Raw genomic sequence first — 19,347 nt, 5'->3', positions numbered from 1 at the left:
CACCGCGCTCTCACCGCGGTGTTCCGTTGCCGGGTCTAAAGTTTTAACGGCCCGGAGCGGACTGTAGGGGTTGTATCGAGTGTTCCAATTCGGAAACTTCGTCAAATTCTATAATTCGGCCATCAAAACGTAATGACCGAGAGTGTTGAATCAGGCATTTTGGACCAGAAACGCTCCCATGGGCACCGTTTTGGCTTGCAAATCGGGGGTTTCCGTGCGGTTAAACCGCGACACGCTGTCCGGGGGCGTAACGCACCTCCATCATTTCGATCTTCTGGCGGGTCGCTTGAAGCACCTCAAAAGCGGCATCGCCGATCGTGAACGTGGCGCCGGCCTCGGGGATTTCTCCCAGGTTGCTCAGCACCAACCCCGCGATCGTTTCATAGTCGTCACTTTCGGGGAGCGCCCAGTGCAACCGGTCGTTCAGGTCGTCGATCATCACCCGACCACTGACGATCACCGTTGAGTCATCGACGATCTCGAAGCGAGTTTCTTCGTCTTCGTCGGATTCGTCGACGATTTCGCCCACGATCTCCTCCAACGCATCCTCGATCGTCACCACGCCGGCGGTCTGCTGGAATTCATCCAGGACGATCGCCATGTGCGAACGGCTATGCAGAAACTCGCGCAACAAGGATTCGACGCTGCGATCGACCGGAACGGTCCAGGCGTGGCGCATGATCTCCCCCAGGGAGCGTGCCGGCAGGTTTCCGTCCGAAATCTCCGGCAGCAGATCCTTCACGTACAACACGCCGACCACCTTGTCCAAGTTCCCGTCGTAAACCGGCAACCGGGTGCGGCCGGAATCGATCACCTGCTGCATCACCGCCGGCCAGGTGTCGCCCAGCTCCACCGCGTCGATGTCCCCCCGCACCGTCATGATGTGGCCGACCGTATCGTCGCCCAGGTCCATCACGTTTTGAATCATCTCGCGAATGCCGGGGCCGAAGATGCCTTTGTTGGTTCCCGCGGCGATGATCGTTCGGATTTCATCCTCCAACAATTCTTCGGATTCATCTTCGTTCTCGTCCTGCCCGGACAGCCGGCGAGTCAGCGCCGCGATCACTTCGCCGGGTATCGAAAACGGGTTCATTACCGACGTCAGCGAACGCCAGAAGGGCCAGGTGTGATACAGCACCGGGGCCGAAGCGAATCGGGTGACCGCGGCCGGCAACCAGGCGTGGACGAACATCATCGAGATCGTCGCCAACACGACCCACGCCAGCAGCGGGCCGAGCAGGTCGGCAAGCGCCAGCGAACCACTGCCCTGCTTGGAAATGATCAATGCAGCCGTTCCCGCGATCAAGAACAACACGGTGCCGATCATCCGCAGGTACTCGCTGCTGCGAATCGCGGCGTCCTGGTGTTCCAACACCGATACGAATCGCTCACGACGCTTCTTGACCCGGCAAAACGCTTCCAGCGATCGCCCGGCAAAACAGTCCAGCAATTCCGCGCCCAATCCGCCGATGCTGCTGAGCAAAAAACCGGCCGCCGAGACCATCAGGTGGGGCCACACGTTATCCATCAGCACTGCCTCCCTGTCGGTCACGGCCGGCTTCCTGATCCGGCACCGCAATTCCTAATCGCTGCAAGGCCTGCCGTTCGGCTTGCCGCATGAGCGCACGATCTTCGGCCCGGTGGTCCTCCATCCCGCCGATGTGCAACACGCCGTGGATCACGTACAGCAACACCTCGTTGCCCGTCGGCCAGCCCACGTCCGCGGCGTTCTGCCGGGCCGTTTCGACACTGGCGACCAATTCGCCTTCGATGCGATCCGGGGAATCCGAGTATGGAAAACTGATCACGTCGGTCGGGTAGTCATGCGACAGGTGCCGGACATTGATCGCGTGGATCGTCGGGTCGTCGGTGATCCGCACGCCGATGTGTCCGCGATCGAACCCGCGCAACGCCGCGGCGGCTTGAACCGCTTGTTCGATCCGGGCGTCGGTCAGCCCCAGCCGTCCCTGCCAGTCCGAAACGCTGTCATCCCACAGGAGATCCACCACGACGCCATTCCCCCTGTCTGGGATGTCACAGTCTGGGATGTCACAGTCTGGGCCGTCACTGCCGTTGTGACCGGGTGAAGTTTCGTTTGCGATTTCTCCTGTAGGCTCAGGATCCTCGCTTTCGGGGGCCGCCGGCGGACAAACCGCTTCCGTTTCAGGCTGGCTGTTGGCTGGGGTATTTGACACGTGCGTGATAGATAGCGGTAAGGGACTTCACCAAACTCTTGCGGACCAGATTTAATTGCCGGAACGTCAATCCGCACTCGTCGAATTGACCATCCGCCATTTTCTTTTGCGCGATCTGATCGACCAAGCTCTGAATTCGCGCCGGCGTCGGATCGACCAGGGTTCGACTGGCACTTTCGACGGTATCTGCCAACATCATCACGGCCGCTTCAAGCGTTTGGGGCTTCGGTCCAGGATAACGGAAATCCTTGTCGCTGACTTCTTTTTCGTTCGGATTATCTTCGCTGCGTTTGGCAGCTTCATTGAAAAAGTATTCGACCAGCGTCGTGCCGTGGTGCTGCATGATCAAGTCGATCAAGGGCTGCGGCAGATGGTGGTTGCGTGCCAGATCCGCGCCGTCTTTGACGTGGGCGATGATCACCAGCGTGCTCATCGCCGGCTGCAAGGAATCGTGTTGGTTGACCCCGCTTTGGTTCTCGATGAAGTATTCCGGTTTGAACATCTTGCCGATGTCGTGGAAATAGGCACCGACGCGGACCAGCAATCCGTTGGCTCCGATCGCATCGGCCGCCGCCTCGGCGATCGACGCCACGTTGATGCTGTGGTTGTACGTCCCGGGGGCGCGCTGTGCCAATCGACGCAGCAACGGGTGGCTGGCATCGCTCAAACTCAACAGGCTCAGGTCGGTTTGGACACCGAAGGCCTTTTCGATTAACGGCAACATCGGGGTCAATGCCGCGGCCGAAATCACGATGAAGGCACCCGCACGCAGCCCTTCTTGGGCCAGACCGGCAAGCACCTCCAGGAACGTGACCGTCGTCGGCGCCGACCGTTCCACGCCGGTCGGAATCGTCGTCGTGTCGCCGGTGACGATGCCCACCCCGACCACCGTCAAGAACGTGACCGCCGCGGCAACGCCGCCGACAAACAGCAGATGCCCTTGCGTCCGAACCCGGCCGGTCAGAAGCGTCGACGTGGTGACCGCCGCGGCCAGCATCACCAGATGCCCCAGGCTCTCGTGCAAGAACAGGGTCACGCTGATGATCGCCGCCGACATCAGCAACAGCGATAAATCTCGGCCGTACACGATCGCCGTGATGATCGATGCGATCACCAAGGGCGCCAGTTCGCTCCGGTACTTGTCGCTGGCGACCCAGTAGCTGATTCCGATCGTGCAAACAAACAAGAACAGCAACTTGGAAAGCTTGACTCGGTCGAACACCAGCGAGCGATCGTCGACAAACAGGATGTAGGAACCGCACAGCAGATAAAGTGCCGCGATCATGCCGCCGTAAGCAGCCACGCGCGCGACCCGGTCGATCGCGCCGCGATAATTGGTCCACTCGCGGTGCTCCATCTGCAACAGCCGGAGCTCGTTTTCATCCAGCGGTTCGCCGGCGTCGGCCAATTCGGATTGCCCGGCATAAAACTTTTTCATCACCGGCGGAACGCTGGCGGCGATCTCCGCTCGCGCCTTGCCGCTGGCCTCGTCGTCATACGACAGCGTTTCATATTCCGGCAACCGAGCGTCGATCCAATTGCTGACCAACTGCGCGACCAGGCGATGCTGATCAGTTTCCACCTGACTACCGAACATCGACCGAAACTCCTCGGCCAGCATCGATTCCACCTTGGGTTTCATCAATGCGATTTGAACGTCATCGACGGTCACTTCCACGGCATCGGACGGTTCGGTCGAGTAGACGCGGATGAATCGCTGGCTGCCCTGTTCGGCTTGGTGCTTGATCGCCTGCAGCAATCCGTTGTCGAACACGTCCTTTTGCAAGTTCTTGATCGCGGTGTCCAGTTTTTCCAACTCCGGATCGTTTGCAAAGACCGCCTTCATCGCGCCGAACTGCTGATCGGCCGACGGTTGATCCGCGGTCGCCGATTCCGGCGTCACGGTCGCCAACGACACAAACTCCTCGAACGCCTTGCGCTCTTCGTCGTTCATTTCCTTCAGCGACTGGGCGTCCAAGATGACGAACAATCGGTTCTTCAACCGCGCCCGCAACTGTTCCAACGGCGCTTTCCAATTCCGATAGTACACCGGAACTTCACGCACCTTCTGCAACCGCAACGCCTCGGTCTCGATCTGGTTCTCGACCTCGAAATTGACGCGGGCGATGATGTCGCGTTCGGGGATCATGCCGGTGCGATAGGCGAAGCGGGGCTCCCAGGTTTTGCACACCACCAGCAACGCGGCCGCCGCGGAAAGCCCGATCAGAATTCGGACGGCCCAATCCGCTTTGTCACTGTCGATCCACCATTGAACCATCTTCGGCTTGGGAATCCCAAGCGATTCAATGCGCTCCTGACGCGTTCGAGTCTTGCTTTGGCCGTTCATCTCAGCGGATCCGATTCCTCAGGGTGGGCCCCTATCGATCCAATGTTTCCTCGCCACCGCTTCGCCCCGACAAATCCCCCCCGATCACACGGACGCCCCCGCGCCGCGAACGTGGCGTGGCGCCGGTGTTCTCGGTCTCTTCATAGGCCTCGACGATTCGTTGCACCAAGCGGTGCCGCACGATGTCCTCGCCGGTCAATCGAATCATGCCGATCGCCTTGATCCGATGCAGTCGACGGATCGCGTCTTTCAGTCCGCTGGTCACCCCGCGGGGCAGGTCCAGCTGCGTCGCGTCGCCGCTGACCACCATCTTGCTGCGTTCCCCCATCCGCGTGAGAAACATTTTCATCTGGGCGATCGTCGTGTTTTGCGCTTCATCCAAAATGATGAAGGCATCGTTGAGCGTCCGCCCACGCATGTATGCCAATGGAATCACTTCAATGACCTCCTGCTCCATTAACTCACGCGCCTGGTCATAGTCAACCATTTCACCGAGCGCGTCCAACAATGGGCGCAGATAAGGGTTCAGTTTCGCGCGTAAATCGCCGGGCAGAAACCCCAGACTCTCGCCGGCTTCGACGGCGGGCCGGACGAGCACGATCTTGCGAATCTGGCCCGCCTTGAGAGCCTCGACGGCCGTCGCCACTGCCAAATACGTTTTTCCGCAGCCGGCCGGCCCGGTCGCAAACGTCAAATCGAACTCGCGGATCGCATCGACGTACTTCGCCTGCCCCTCGGTCCGCGGGCGGATGCGTCGTCCGGCGTGCTGAATGGCGATGTCCTCCCCGCCGGACACCTTCAATTTGGCCTTCGCCTCCACGCTGGCCCCCTCCTCGACCGCCGCCGTTTCGACGTCCTCGCCGCCGATCGCCCCCTGTTTTTGGACTTGGTGCAACAGCTTTTCCAGCGTCCGCATCGCCCCGGAGACGCCTTCGTCCTCGCCCGCGATCCTCACGCGACCGTTTCGATGCGTGATCGTGACATCGAACAACTGCCGCAGCTTTCGTAAATGCTGATCTCTCGGGCCGAAAAGCTGCAACAACTCGTCGGGCGCACTGACCGTTAATGTGGCTTCAGTCATTCGGAATTGGCCGACCCCTCGGCCAGATTTTTGGAATGATCCCCCCCGGCAATACCAGCCGGCGGACTCGCGTCCGGGATCAAGGAAGATTCAATCAATCGTATCGACTTCGCCGCAGGAAGACACCGCATTATGGGCCACCAACTCCCGTGGCGAAGCAGAAAAATGCCGGCACACTGGAGGCGACCAGGGAGTCCGTGACGTCCCAAACACCCCCCAACCCGGGGAGCAGGTTGCCGCTGTCCTTGACCCCCAAATCCCGCTTAAACAAGGATTCGGCCAAGTCGCCGAGCATGCCGCAGACCGCCAGCACCGGCCCCAGCACGAGTGCTCCGATCCAAGGTTTCGCCAAAAGTGCGGATAATCCAGTTTTGACGACCGTTTCACTCGTCGCCGTCGTAACGTCTGCCGATCCGCCGGCGGCCCCCGCACCGGCCTGTGATGCGGAGGTTTCCAACAATTCCGGAAACAGGAACGCCAGCGCCAAATAGGCGACCACCGTGGACGCCAAAATGCCGCCGATCGCGCCTTCGACGGTTTTCCCCGGCGACAGCCGCGGGATCAATTTGTGTCGGCCGAGTGCCCGGCCCGAAAAATACGCCCCCGCGTCGGCCACTTTGGTGACCAGGATCGTCGTGATCAGTGCGGCCAGTCCGAACCGCCCGGCGGTCGTTTCGGCGTGCAGCCCGCGAAGCGCGATCAGCATCGCCATCGGCACTCCGACATACACCGAGACGAACACTGCCATCGAGGTTCGCCGCACGGCTTGCCCCGGCGCCGCCCCCGCTGAAGTTTCGGCCGATGTTCCGTAATCTCGCATCTCGGCAATCAAACTCAAAAAAATCGCCGCGGCCACGGCCAACACGACCCAGCCCAATCGGCCGACGGGACAGTCTTGCGGATAAACACTGCCACCGACCGCCCACAGAAACGGGACCGCCGCGGACGAAGCGACCAAGGTGGCGCCGACCACCGCCACACCCAACCGAATCGGTTGGGTGCCGGCGCGCGACATCACCGCGATTTCCCACGCCGTGCCGATCGCAAAGAACAGCAACAACGGCAGCAACCAAACGCCATCGGCTCCGGGAACACGGACGAAATAGTCGAGCGACAACAAGGCGAGAACGACGGCAATCAAGATCGCGCTGGTTCTCAAACGATCACGCAACATCAAGTCTCACCGAACGTTGATTGGACCGGCTGGCCGGAGAGCCCTCCGAACCGCCGATCCCTGGAAGCAAAACTCTCCAGTGCCGCGTTGAACTCCTCGCGACTGAAATCCGGCCAGCACGTTTGCGTGACCCACAGTTCGGCATAGCTGAGCTGCCACAACAAAAAGTTGCTGACCCGCATTTCGCCTCCCGTGCGGATCATCAAATCGACGTCCGGCAAACCTGCCGTGTACAGCCGGCGGCTGATCGTTTCCTCGTCGATCGAATCCATCTCCAACCGCCCGGCTTGCACGTCGCTGCAGATCGATCGCGCCGCCATCGCGATCTCATCGCGCCCGCCGTAATCGATCGCCAAAACCAACTGCGTGCCCGGGTTGTCCGCCGACACCTCGATCGTCTTGTCCATCTCCTCCAAGACGCTGGCGGGCAATCGATCCCGACGCCCGATCACCTTCAGCCGCAAGCCCTGCTTCATGATCAAGTCGCGTTCCTCAACCAGGTACCGCTCCAGCAACTGCATCAGGAAGTCGAGCTCCGCCTTGGGGCGTTTCCAGTTTTCGCTGGAAAGACAGTACAAGGTGACCGCTTCGATCCCGAGTTCTGTGCAGGTCTCGCTGACCATCCTGACCGAGTCGACGCCGCGACGGTGCCCTTCGATTCGCGGCAAGCCGCGCGACTGGGCCCAGCGTCCGTTGCCGTCCATGATGATCGCCACATGATCCGGCAAACGGTCGTTTCCTGCCGCCGGTTCCGCGGCACCGTCGACCTTGCCGTGCATGGATATTGAGTCGGGACTCTCTGCGTTCATCGATCGCTCACGCTCCGACCGGCTGCAAATTCAACTCGTCGGATTGCTTCGTGAAAATGGTTTGGGCACGGTCCGGTCCGACCGACAGCACGCCGACGGGGATTCCGACCAGGGCTTCGATCCGGCGCACATAGGCCAGCGCCCCCTCGGGAAAATCCTCTTCGCGGCGGACGTCATCGACCGGCTGTTTCCATCCCGGAATGGTTTCGTAAATCGGCTTGCAGCGCCGCAGCTGATCGGCGTGCCCGGGAAAACGTGTGATCCGCTGGCCGTCCAGCTCATAGGCGACGCAAATCTTCAGCTCGTCCAGATGCGCCAGCACGTCCATCATCATCAATGCCAACCGCGTCACGCCGCTCAATCGCGCCGTGTAACGAACGGCAACCGCGTCGAACCAACCACAACGCCGCGGGCGGCCCGTCGTCGTTCCGAATTCATTGCCCAGCTTTCGAATCTTGTCGCCCGTCTCGTCTTCCAGTTCCGTCACGAAAGGACCGCCGCCGACACGCGTGCTGTAGGCCTTGCAGACGCCCAGCACCGTATTGATCCAACGTGGCGGCACTCCGGCACCGGCACAGACTCCCACACCGCTGCTGTTGCTGCTGGTGACGAACGGATAGGTGCCGTGATCGATGTCCAACAACGCCCCCTGGGCACCTTCGAACAACATCCGCTTGTCCTGCTCGGCGGCATCCAGCAACGTGTCGGTTGTGTCGGCGATCATCCCTTCCAAACGATTCGCCCACCGCGTGGCCTGGGCGATGACCTTGTCCGCGGCAATCGATTCGAGCTCTTCCTCGGAAGCCCCCATGTTGCGCAAGATCGCCAGTTTCTGTTCGGCAACCGTCCGGATCCGCTCGTCACGGTCACTCTGCACCAAGTCGGTCATGCGGATCGCATGGGTGCGCCCGACCTTGTCGCGATAACACGGGCCGATCCCGCGGTTGGTGGTCCCGATCGACTCGCCGCGCAGTGCGGTCGCATTGATCTGCCGGTCTTCGGCGATGTGCCACGGCATCACCAGGTGCGCCCGCTCGCTGATTTGCAGGTTTTCGTTGCAATCGACACCTCGGGGGGCCAGCCCATCCATCTCGGCGATCATGGTTTCGGGATTGATCACCACACCGGGCGTGATCAAGTTTCTGACCCCGCGATGCAGAATACCGCTGGGGATGTGGTGCAATTTGTAGACCTGATCGCCGACGACCACCGTGTGCCCGGCGTTCGCCCCGCCTTGATAGCGGACGACCATATCAAACTGTGAAGCCAGCAAATCAACCAATTTGCCTTTCGCTTCATCACCCCACTGCAAACCAATGACGCAAGTTCCCGACACCAGAATCACTCCGGAAAAATTGATGAGGCCGGGAAGGTGCTCGTTCCCCGGCGCAGAATCCCAGAGCCTAAGCCCCAGCATCCCGGATGGCAACGGGAGGGGGGAGTTTCGAGTTTCAGGTTTTGAGTCAGTGGGGAGTGGGGAGTTGGGAGTTGGGAGTTGGGAGTTGGGAGTCCGCGGAAAGAGGAGGGCAGAACAGAAAACCGAGGACTAGAGAAAATGTCGGGTGTCGCTGAAACCTGAAACCTGAAACCTGAAACCCACTCTGAAAATCCGCACGCGGCACGTATACTCCCCCTCACTCCCCTAGCCGAGCGAACCTTGGCGGTCACTTAAGTTAGATTCCCCACCCTTACGGCGTCCTGATGTCGGATTACAACCTGACCCACCTCAAGCAACTGGAAGCAGAGAGCATCCATATTTTTCGTGAGGTGGCCGCAGAATTCCAGAATCCCGTGATGCTCTACAGCGTCGGCAAAGACTCCGCGGTGTTGCTGCACCTGGCACGCAAAGCGTTCGCTCCGGCCAAGCCGCCGTTCCCACTGCTGCACGTCGACACGACGTGGAAGTTCAAGGAGATGTATGAGTTCCGTGACAATTATGTCGCCAAAGAGCTGGGGTTGGACCTGATCGTCTACATCAACGAGGAAGGGCTGAAGCTGGACATCAAACCTTGGGAGGACAGCGAACGGCACACCGAAATCATGAAGACCGACGCGCTCAAGGCGGCACTGGACAAATACGGTTTCGATGCCGCGTTCGGTGGGGCTCGCCGCGACGAAGAAAAATCGCGGGCCAAGGAACGCGTCTTCAGCTTTCGCGACAAGGGGCACCGCTGGGACCCCAAAAACCAACGTCCCGAGCTGTGGAACTTGTACAACGCGCGGGTCAACAAAGGGGAATCGATCCGCGTGTTCCCGATGAGCAACTGGACGGAGCTGGACGTCTGGCAGTACATCCACCTGGAAAATATCCCGATCGTGCCGCTGTACCTGTCGACCAAACGCAAGGTCGTCGAGCGGGACGGAATCCTGATCATGCGCAACGACGACCGCATGCCGCTGTTGGAAGGCGAGGTCGAAGAGGAAAAGATGGTGCGGTTCCGGACCTTGGGCTGCTACCCGCTCTCGGGCGCGGTCGAATCCGAAGCGACCGATCTGGTGGACGTGATTCAAGAAATGTTGCTGACGACGACCAGCGAACGACAGGGACGCGTGATCGACAAGGACGAAGGCGGCGTGGGAATGCAAAAGAAAAAGGAACGCGGCTATTTCTAGCCGTCGACTTTCCCCCTGCACTTCGACAACTCGGCCCCGGCCACCCCAAGCGACACCCCACTCAACATCACGTTCATCCATGTCTCACCAGTCCGACCTTATCGCAACCGACATCCACGCCTATCTCAAGCAACATGAGAACAAGCAACTGTTGCGGTTCATCACCTGTGGCAGCGTCGACGACGGAAAGAGCACGCTGATCGGGCGTTTGCTTTATGACTCCAAACTCGTTTACGAAGACGAATTGGCCAAGGTCCAATCGGATTCCGCCAAACAGGGGTCGACCGGCGGAAATTTTGACCCGTCGCTGTTCATGGACGGGCTGAAAGAAGAACGCGAACAGGGCATCACGATCGATGTCGCCTACCGTTACTTCAGCACCGCCAAACGAAAGTTCATCATCGCCGACACCCCCGGTCACGAGCAATACACGCGCAACATGGCGACCGGCGCGTCGACCGCCGACCTGGCGATTTTGATGATCGACGCGCGGCACGGCGTGCTGACGCAAACCCGGCGGCACTCGTTCATCGTTTCCTTGCTGGGGATTCGACACGTCGTCGTCGCGATCAACAAAATGGACCTGATCGATTTCGACGAGGCGAAATACGAGGCGATCTGCAACGACTATCGCTCCTTCGCCACACGCTTGGACCTGCCCGATTTGCATTTCATCCCGATCAGCGCCCTCAACGGAGACAACGTCGTCGATCGCAGCAAATCGATGGACTGGTACACGGGCACGACGCTGATGGGCTTCCTGGAATCGGTCTACATCGGCAGTGATCGCAACCTGCAAGACTTCCGCTTTCCCGTCCAGCTGGTCAATCGACCGAACCTGGATTTCCGCGGCTTCTGCGGCACGATCGCCTCGGGGATCATTCGTCCCGGCGAAGAGATCATGGTGCTGCCGAGCAAACGAAAATCGAAAGTGAAATCGATCGTGACCTATGAAGGAGAGCTGGAAGAAGCTTATGCCCCACTTTCGGTCACGCTGACGTTGGAAGACGAGATCGATGCGTCACGCGGGGACATGATCGTCCGCCCGGGAAACCTTCCCAAGTCGCGCGATTCGATCCAAGCCATGTTGGTTTGGATGGGCGAAGAATCGATGGTTCCCGGCAAGACGTACTTGTTCAAGCACACCACGCAAACCGTTCCCGGCACGATCGACACGCTCAACTACCGCGTCGACGTGAACACGCTGCACCGCAGCCCGGCCCCGGAACTGGAACTCAACGCGATCGGTCGCGTCGGTATTTCGCTGTCCGCCCCGATCCACTTTGATGCCTATCGCCGCAACCGTTCCACCGGCGCGTTCATCGTGATCGACCGCATCACCAATGCGACCGTCGCCGCGGGAATGATCCTGGACAAGTCAGGCGACGGTTCAGCGAAATCGGTTTGGGACGACGAAGAATCCGCCGGCGGCGACGAAAACGCAGCCGTCTCTGCGGTCACCGACGAAGAACGGATCGCCCGCTTCGGCCAACAACCCGCGACCGTCCTGCTGACCGGACTGACCGGATCGGGCAAGACCGCGATCGGCCAAGCACTGGAACGAAAACTGTTCGAAAGCGGCCGCGCCGTCTCGGTCATCGATGGCGAACATGTCCGCAAAGGGTTGTCTCGAGACCTCGGATTTAGCGCCGCCGACCGCAGTGAAAACCTGCGCCGCAGTGCCCACCTGGCGCACACGCTCAACGAAGCCGGATTGATTTGCATCGCCTGCTTCGTCGCCCCCAGCGAAGAGGTGCGTCAAAAGGTGGCGCGCGTGATCGGCGAAAACCGCTTCCTGGTCGTCCACGTCGCCACGCCCGTCGAAGTCTGCCGCCAGCGAGACGAAAAGGGCCAGTACGCCAAAGCCGACGCCGGCGAATTGCTGAACTTCCCCGGTGTCACCGCCCCCTACGACGTCCCCACCGACCCGGATGTCACCCTCGACGCCTCGAAGCAATCCATCGATCAATGCGCGAGCCAAATCATCGACGCACTGAAAGCAAAGGGCATCATCAAGTAGCGCGCTGGTGTCTAGCCTTTAGGCGACTCCCCCCTCGCTGCTCCGCAGCGATCGCACGACCGCCCGGAAGGGCCGTCGTACTTTGGAGTCGCACTTCGGAGAAGCGGCTGCCGAATGCAGGTGGTATGATCGTGTGGTCCGTCGGCCCGCGTCAGTCATGGGGACCGACATGCAACGCCCTGAATCCGTACAGAGATTTCGATGACCCACCGTCTCCGGGCCGCTGTCGTCCCCGCATTTTTTTGCATCCTGCTGCTCATCATCCCCACCGCCCTCTCCGCCGCGCCCCCCGACCTGAACGACCCGGCGACACGCCAGCGGGTTCGATCCCTCGTCCAGCCCTACTTGGACAACGAGCTGGTTGTCGGACTTTCTCTCGGTCTGATCGCGGGCGACAGGGCCGCCACCTTTCACTTCGGCAAGACGTCCCAGGACGGTCCGGCGCCCGACGACCAAACGGTCTATGAAATCGGGTCCGTCACCAAAGTCTTCACGGGGATTTTGCTCGCCGACGCAGTGGTCCAAAACAAAGTCAAACTGGACCAAGACGCCGCAGAGCTGATGCCCGACGGGGCCAGGATGCCGGAGTCCGGTGGCAAGTCGATTACGTTGCTGGACCTGTCGATTCACCGGTCGGGGTTGCCGCGTCTGCCCAGCAACATGACGAACGTCGGCGGCGAAAACCCGTATGCCGACTACACCTCCGATCTCGCCTTGGAGTTCCTCAACGAGTACTCCTTGACGCGGGACCCGGGTGACGCGATGGAGTATTCGAACCTGGCCGTTTCCTTCCTCGGCTACCTGCTTTGTCGACAAGCCGGAAAATCATATGACGAACTGTTTTCCCAGCGAGTGACCGGACCGTTGGGGATGTCCGACACCACGGTCACCGGCAACGACGACGTGCTACAGCGGCTTGCGACCGGACACGATGCGCTTGCCAAACCACGTTCGACCTGGGAGTTCGCTGACATGCCCGGCGCCGGCGGGATCCGCAGCACCGTGACAGACATGTTGCGGTTCGCCAAAGCCAACCTTGATCCGCCCGACAACGATCTTGGCAAAGCGATTCAACTGGCGTGGAAGCAACACCGTGCCGGCGACGCCAAAGACTTTGCGATGGGGCTGGGTTGGCATCTCGCACGAGACGGATCGACGCGTTGGCACAACGGACAAACCGGCGGGTTCCACGCCATGCTGTTCGTCAATCGCCAAATCCCCGCGGCCGTCGTCTTGCTGACCAACACCGCGACCATGGAAGTCGACCGGTTGGCCGAAGACCTGATCCGCATGCTGGCCGGCGCACCGGTAGAGCCGCGGACGTTCGAGTCGGCCGTCAAAGTACCGGTCGTAAAAATGAAACGCTGTGAAGGCCGGTACCAACTTGCCCCCGGAGCGGTGTTCGACATCAATGTGGTCAATGATCGTCTGATGGTGCAGCTGACCGGACAACCTGCCCTGCAGGTCTTCCCCAAATCCGAGACGGAGTGGTTTTACAAAGTCGTCCAGGCGACGCTGACGTTCAAAGACGCAAACGACGGACGATTCGACTCGGTGGAACTCTTTCAAAACGGCGTTCGACTCGTTGCCAAACGCATCGAGCCATCCGACGGCGATTGACGAAGCACTCGGCACCACTCACCCTCGTTCCCAGGCTCCGCCGTGGAACGCAATGGCCGTGTGGCTCCGCCACCTGTTTCCCGCCGGCGCGAGGCGGAGCCTCCAAGGTCAGTGTGTTGCCAGGCAGAGCCCGGGAACAAGTGGATAATGTGGAGGAACGCGATGTCGGCGTGCCTCCGCCGCACACCGCCCGCCGCACACCGCCTGCCGCCACGTGCACCCCTGGTAAAAGCTGCTAAACTGCTACCCGCCAAATACACCTTTGATTTCCCCCCTCGCTCCCGTTGCCTCGCCATGCGATCACTTCTCGCCTGTTGCCTGCTCGCGCTGCTGACCGTTTCCTCCAAAGCAGACGATCGCCCCAATGTTGTCGTCATGCTCTGTGACGACATCCGCTGGAACGCACTCTCCTGTGCCGGGCACCCGCACCTGAAGACCCCCAACATCGATCGACTGGCCGCCGAGGGGATCTATTTCGAGAACATGTTCTGCACGACCAGTCTGTGTTCGCCCAGCCGCGCGACGATCCTGAGCGGGTTGTACGCCCATGCCCACGGGGTCACCAACAACTTCACCGACTACCCTGCCGATCTGGACAGTTTTCCTCGACGGCTGCAGGAGTCCGGATATCAAACCGCCTACATCGGCAAATGGCACATGGGCGAAAAAAGCGACGAACCGCGTCCGGGGTTTAATCACTTCGTCACCCACAAGGGCCAAGGCAGCTACTTCGACACCGAGTTCAATTTCAACGGAAAAGGCCGCCGCGTCGTACCGGGATATTACACCACCGTGGTGACCGACATGTCGATCGAGTGGATCGACCAGCATCGTTCTGAGAATGACTCAAAGCCGTTCATGTTGATGATCGGCCAGAAGGCGCCCCACAGTTTTTATTTCCCCGAGCCGAAGTACGAACACACGTTTGACGACGTCGAAGTCAACTATCCACACTCGTCGTTCAAACTCGATGACAAACCGGAATGGATCACCCAGCGGCTGTCGACGTGGCACGGGATCTACGGACCGATCTTTGATTGGCGAAAGGAGTTTCCCAACGACAAAGCGAGCGGCGTGGTTGATTTTGCCCGCATGGTCCGGGCGTACTGGGGCACGATCCTGTCGATTGACGACAGCGTCGGTCGCTTGGTCGACCACTTGAAAGCGACCGGCCAATTGGACAACACCATGTTCGTCTTCATGGGGGACAACGGATTGTTGGAAGGCGAACACGGGATGGTCGACAAACGAACGGCCCACGAAGCCAGCGCCCGCGTTCCGATGATCATTCGCTATCCCCGCTGGACGAAAGAGTCCGGTCCGATGCGGATCAAACAGCAAGTGCTGACGACCGATGTCGCTCCCACCATTTTGGACGCCGCCGGCGCCGACCAGCTGACCAAGATCCACGGCAGCTCGATCAAACCGCTGATCTCGGGCGATGACAGCCAGTGGCGCACCGAATGGCTGTACTACTACAACTACGAAAAGCAGTTCCCCTACACGCCCAACGTGCGTTCGGTCCGCGGCGATCGATTCAAGTACATTCGCTACCCGCACGGCGACGGATCCCCCGATCGCCACATGGCCGAACTGTACGACATGCAAAACGATCCCGCCGAATCGACCAACTTGATCAACGATCCGTCGCACCAACAAACGATCGCCGAAATGGAGCAGCGGTTGCTGCGGGCGATGAAGGCCGTCGGACTCGCCCCTGGCACCGACACGATGCCCATCGATGCCGGCATCGGAACCGCGCTGCCGGATAAAGCGATCCGCTAAACCCTCTCGGGATCAGCCGTTTGGCGCCAGCCCAATGCCACCTACTTTCGATCGCAAACTGAGCCGTAGGCGCTAGCCTCGGGCGTTTCAAGAGCCGTAGGCGCTAGCCTCGGGCCTTACAAATCTCACAGGGCAATCCAAGGCCCGCGGCTAGCGCCGTCGGCTCATAAAGTAGGTGCCCTTGCGCGCCAGCCTACGGTCCAGCATCGAAGCTGGGGCCCAAACGCTAGACGTCCCAAGCGCAGGGAGCCCGAATGCTTGGGAGCCCGAACGCTTGCGCGAATCGGCTGATGTCACTCATGTTTTGTCGCCCGATGGCGGCTGTGAGTCGACCGTCCATCGCGGAATGCTTTCGCTTGTCTTCTGAACCACCGCAGAATCCAGAGATTGCACAGCCCGGCCGGCCCGGCGACGGAAGGGGGGCTGAACCGACCGCGGGACCGGGCGGTGACACAGCGGTCGGACCGAGATGCTAGGTTAGTGCCTCTTCTCTAGCCGCCGAGGAATTGATCGATGAAGTTCTTGCAGCGTCTCTTGTCCAAACCCGCTCCTCCACGAGTGTTGGCAATCCGATTGTTTGGACCGGGCAACTTTGACATCGAAGTGTCGCCGTTGTCGACGAAAAGTTTAGATGCGTTCTGGAAAGCGACCTCGAACGAATGGACTCGCAAGGATGAGGAACGCCACTTGTACCAGCGGCAGAGCGACGCGGCGTTGGTGTCCGATACCGAACACCGTCTCCCCAACGCCATCCGCGTCGAAATTGCGGGCAAGACCATCGGGCATCTCAGTCATAACGACGCCTTACGTCTGCACCGCCGGATATGCGAATTGGGTTACGACCGCATCCATTCGATCTGCCTGGCCAACCTGGTCGGACGCCCGGGCTTCTGGGACGTGACGCTCGATTTCAACCCCAATCTGGCCGACACAAAACCCGCATCGTCCGAGGCGGGTAGCTGAGCGCGTTCGTGATTCTCAGCGAGCAGGCGAGGTGCCAGGGTTAGCGTCAGCGCTGCGTTCCATGGACGAGTCCCAAAATCTTCCTACCCCAAAACCTTCCTACCCCAAAACCTTCCTACCCCAAAACCTTCCTACCCCAAAATCTTCCTACCCCAAAATCTTCCTACCCCAAAATCTTCCTACCCCAAAATCTTCCTACCCCAAAATCTTCTTCCCGCATCTCGCCTCGCATGCGTTCGCTGCTGCGGTTGCTCAGCACAACCCCCATACCCTATTCTCTTGGGTTGACGCCGCGAGCGGCGGCATTGCGCATTGAAACGCTTGCCGCCCCACGGTTTCCCCTTCACCGTCCCGGACAAAACCCGACAGACAAGGAACGCAGCGCATGGGTGGTTGGTACGTCTTGGGAATCGTCATCGTTTCCCTCCTCTCGTTGGCCGCGATCGCGGTTTACCTGCCCCGTCTGTTCGTCCGCGCCGTCTTTCGACCGATGCTGGCGCTGCTGTACCGCAAACGCGTGATCGGCGTGGAGAATCTGCCCACGTCGGGCGGCTACCTGGTGGTCAGCAATCATGTGTCGTGGATCGACGGCATCGTGATCTTGTGGATGATGCCGCGGAACGTTCGATTCGTCGTCGATGGCTCCAATTTCGGATCGGGTTTTGCCAAGTGGCTCGCCGCGGCCTTTGACACCATTTTGATGCTCGCCAATCCGAAATCGATCATGCGGGCGCTCAAAGCGGCGCGTGAGGCGCTCAAGTCCGGTGATGTCGTCGGTTTGTTTCCCGAAGGCACGATCACACGGACGGGTCAGCTCCAGGCCTTCAAGCCGGGCATGGGCAAGATCCTTCAAGGCCACGATGCGCCGGTCGTTCCGGTCTACTTGGACGGCATGTGGGGAAGCATCTTCAGCTTCAGCGGCGGGAAGTTTTTCTTCAAATGGCCGGACAAGTTCCGTCGACGATTGACACTGTACATCGGCAAACCGCTGCCCAACGACACGCCGATTGAGCTGGTCCGATCGCAAGTCAATCAGCTCCATGCGCGTGCCCAGACGGATCATCGCGACGAATTCCCGGTGCTGGCCGCTGCGGTGATCCGCAGCTGGCGGCATCGCGGCAAACGGCTGCAAATCGCCGACTCGATGGGGACCGAACTTGGCGGCCGCGAGGCGTTGACGCGGGCCTTCGCGCTGCGTCGCGTCCTGCGGCGCGAGGTGCTGTCCAAAGACGAGACCAACGTCGGTGTTTTCCTGCCCCCCAGCGCCGGCGCGGTGATCGTCAACGTCGCCCTGGCGCTCGACCGCCGTGTTTCGGCCAACCTGAACTACACCGTTTCCAGCCCCGTCATCAACCATTGCATCGACGACATCGGCATCCGGCATGTCCTGACCAGCGATCGATTCCTCAGCAAGGTGAACATCGAGATCGATTCAGACATCGTGACCGCGGAAACGCTGCGCGAAAAAGTCACCGCGGCCGACAAGGCGATCGCGTTCGTTCAAGCCAATCTGATTCCGGCCGCCCTGCTGCGACGCATGCTCGGTTTGCACCGGGTCAAAAGCGATGACTTGATGACCGTGATCTTCACCAGCGGATCGACCGGCATGCCCAAAGGCGTGATGCTCAGCCAAGCCAACATCAGCCACAACGTCGACGCGATCAAAAAGGCCATCCGCCTGAATGATGACGACGTCGTCTTGGGAATTCTGCCCTTCTTCCATTCCTTCGGCTACAGCGTCACGTTGTGGGCGGCACAAGTGCTGGGGCCTTGCGGTGTCTACCATTTCAACCCGCTTGATGCACGCCAGATCGGCAAGCTGGCCGAAAAATACGGCGCGACCGTGCTGCTGGGGACACCGACGTTCCTGCGCAGCTACATCCGACGGATCAAACCGGAACAGTTCAAGACGCTCAACACGTGCATCGTCGGTGCCGAAAAAATGCCCGCCGACCTGTTCGATGCCTTCGAAAACACCTTCGGCATCCGTCCCGTCGAAGGTTACGGGACGACCGAATTGAGCCCCCTGGTTTCGGTCAACATCCCGCCGAGTCGATCGCCGGCGGCATTCCAGATTGATCGCGTCGAAGGTTCCGTCGGCCGTCCGCTGCCCGGCGTTTGCGCCAAAGTCGTGTCCCAGGAATCAGGTGACGAGCTGCCGGCCGGGGAAGACGGCATGCTGTTGATCGCCGGTCCCAATGTGATGACCGGTTACGCGAATCAAAAGGAACTGACGGAAAAGGCGATCCGGTCCGGTTGGTACACGACCGGCGACATTGCCAACATCGACGCTCAAGGTTTCATTCACATCACGGGACGACAGAGTCGGTTCTCAAAGATCGGCGGCGAAATGGTCCCGCACCTGAAGGTGGAAGAGGAGATTTCCAAGTCGATCCACCACCCCGCATCGACCGAGCAATGTGGAGCTGCTGCAAACGACGAAGAGAACGCGTTGATGGTTTGCGTCACCGCCGTCCCCGACAGCAAGAAGGGCGAACGGCTGGTCGTGCTCCATCGCCATTTGGAGAAGCAGGTCGACGAGATCTTGGCCGATCTCAAAGCAGCCGGTTTGCCGAATCTGTTCATCCCGTCACGCGATTCGTTCTTCGAAGTCGACCAGATCCCACTGCTGGGAACCGGCAAACTGGACCTCAAGGGCGCCAAAGACCTGGCGCTCCAGCTGACCGGAAGCGCGTAGTTTACGGCCGCTTCGTTTTCGGGTTCGACTGGACAGTCGCCG

General features: G+C 60.2%; 13 protein-coding genes. 6 read left to right on the top strand and 7 right to left on the bottom strand.

The annotated features are described in order from the left end of the window. Positions 1-220: 220 nt before the first annotated feature. The 7 genes from Mal15_RS12645 to Mal15_RS12615 form a co-directional block, all read right to left on the bottom strand. The gene (locus Mal15_RS12645) at positions 221-1,528 is read right to left on the bottom strand and encodes a hemolysin family protein (RefSeq protein ID WP_147868097.1); all 1,308 of its coding nucleotides are present in this window, start codon (positions 1,526-1,528) and stop codon (positions 221-223) included. Then, a complete protein-coding gene (gene ybeY, locus Mal15_RS12640) occupies positions 1,521-2,009 on the bottom strand; it encodes an rRNA maturation RNase YbeY (protein WP_167546760.1) in 489 nt (162 codons plus the stop codon). Before ybeY ends, Mal15_RS12645 begins: the two co-directional genes overlap by 8 nt. A gap of 154 nt (positions 2,010-2,163) precedes the next feature. Then, the gene (locus Mal15_RS12635; RefSeq protein ID WP_147868095.1) at positions 2,164-4,542 is read right to left on the bottom strand and encodes an HD family phosphohydrolase; all 2,379 of its coding nucleotides are present in this window, start codon (positions 4,540-4,542) and stop codon (positions 2,164-2,166) included. A 31-nt stretch (positions 4,543-4,573) separates the two neighbouring features. Continuing rightward, on the bottom strand, positions 4,574-5,623 hold the full coding sequence (locus Mal15_RS12630; protein ID WP_147868094.1) for a PhoH family protein: 1,050 nt from the start codon (positions 5,621-5,623) through the stop codon (positions 4,574-4,576). Positions 5,624-5,753: 130 nt separating this feature from the next. Then, positions 5,754-6,797 carry a phosphatidate cytidylyltransferase gene (locus Mal15_RS12625; RefSeq protein WP_147868093.1) on the bottom strand — a complete coding sequence of 348 codons (1,044 nt, stop codon included), beginning with the start codon at positions 6,795-6,797 and terminating at the stop codon, positions 5,754-5,756. Continuing rightward, on the bottom strand, positions 6,797-7,576 hold the full coding sequence (locus tag Mal15_RS12620; protein WP_233903542.1) for an isoprenyl transferase: 780 nt from the start codon (positions 7,574-7,576) through the stop codon (positions 6,797-6,799). The genes Mal15_RS12625 and Mal15_RS12620 overlap by 1 nt, the downstream gene beginning before the upstream one ends. 37 nt (positions 7,577-7,613) lie before the next feature. Continuing rightward, on the bottom strand, positions 7,614-8,942 hold the full coding sequence (locus tag Mal15_RS12615) for an adenylosuccinate synthase (RefSeq protein ID WP_199773855.1): 1,329 nt from the start codon (positions 8,940-8,942) through the stop codon (positions 7,614-7,616). Between the two features lie 365 nt (positions 8,943-9,307). Here Mal15_RS12615 and cysD point away from each other — a divergent pair, with 365 nt between their 5' ends. From cysD to Mal15_RS12585, 6 genes are all read left to right on the top strand, one after another. Further along, positions 9,308-10,219, top strand: coding sequence for a sulfate adenylyltransferase subunit CysD (gene cysD, locus Mal15_RS12610; protein WP_147868091.1), 912 nt, complete (start codon positions 9,308-9,310; stop codon positions 10,217-10,219). Positions 10,220-10,298: 79 nt separating this feature from the next. Continuing rightward, positions 10,299-12,239 (top strand): sulfate adenylyltransferase subunit CysN, encoded by a 1,941-nt coding sequence (cysN, locus tag Mal15_RS12605; protein WP_147868090.1) that lies wholly within the window; start codon positions 10,299-10,301, stop codon positions 12,237-12,239. Positions 12,240-12,440: 201 nt separating this feature from the next. After that, on the top strand, positions 12,441-13,859 hold the full coding sequence (locus Mal15_RS12600; RefSeq protein ID WP_147868089.1) for a serine hydrolase: 1,419 nt from the start codon (positions 12,441-12,443) through the stop codon (positions 13,857-13,859). A gap of 294 nt (positions 13,860-14,153) precedes the next feature. Further along, positions 14,154-15,644, top strand: coding sequence for a sulfatase family protein (locus Mal15_RS12595; RefSeq protein ID WP_147868088.1), 1,491 nt, complete (start codon positions 14,154-14,156; stop codon positions 15,642-15,644). Positions 15,645-16,157: 513 nt separating this feature from the next. After that, positions 16,158-16,607, top strand: a complete 450-nt coding sequence (locus Mal15_RS12590; RefSeq protein WP_147868087.1) for a hypothetical protein — start codon at positions 16,158-16,160, stop codon at positions 16,605-16,607. 385 nt (positions 16,608-16,992) lie between these two features. Next, on the top strand, positions 16,993-19,305 hold the full coding sequence (locus Mal15_RS12585; RefSeq protein WP_147868086.1) for an AMP-binding protein: 2,313 nt from the start codon (positions 16,993-16,995) through the stop codon (positions 19,303-19,305). Positions 19,306-19,347: the final 42 nt, after the last annotated feature.

It is taken from the genome of Stieleria maiorica (genome assembly GCF_008035925.1).
Lineage (GTDB): Bacteria > Planctomycetota > Planctomycetia > Pirellulales > Pirellulaceae > Stieleria > Stieleria maiorica.
Note: the sequence above shows the minus strand (reverse complement) of the source record. Positions and strands in the feature narration are given on the sequence as shown.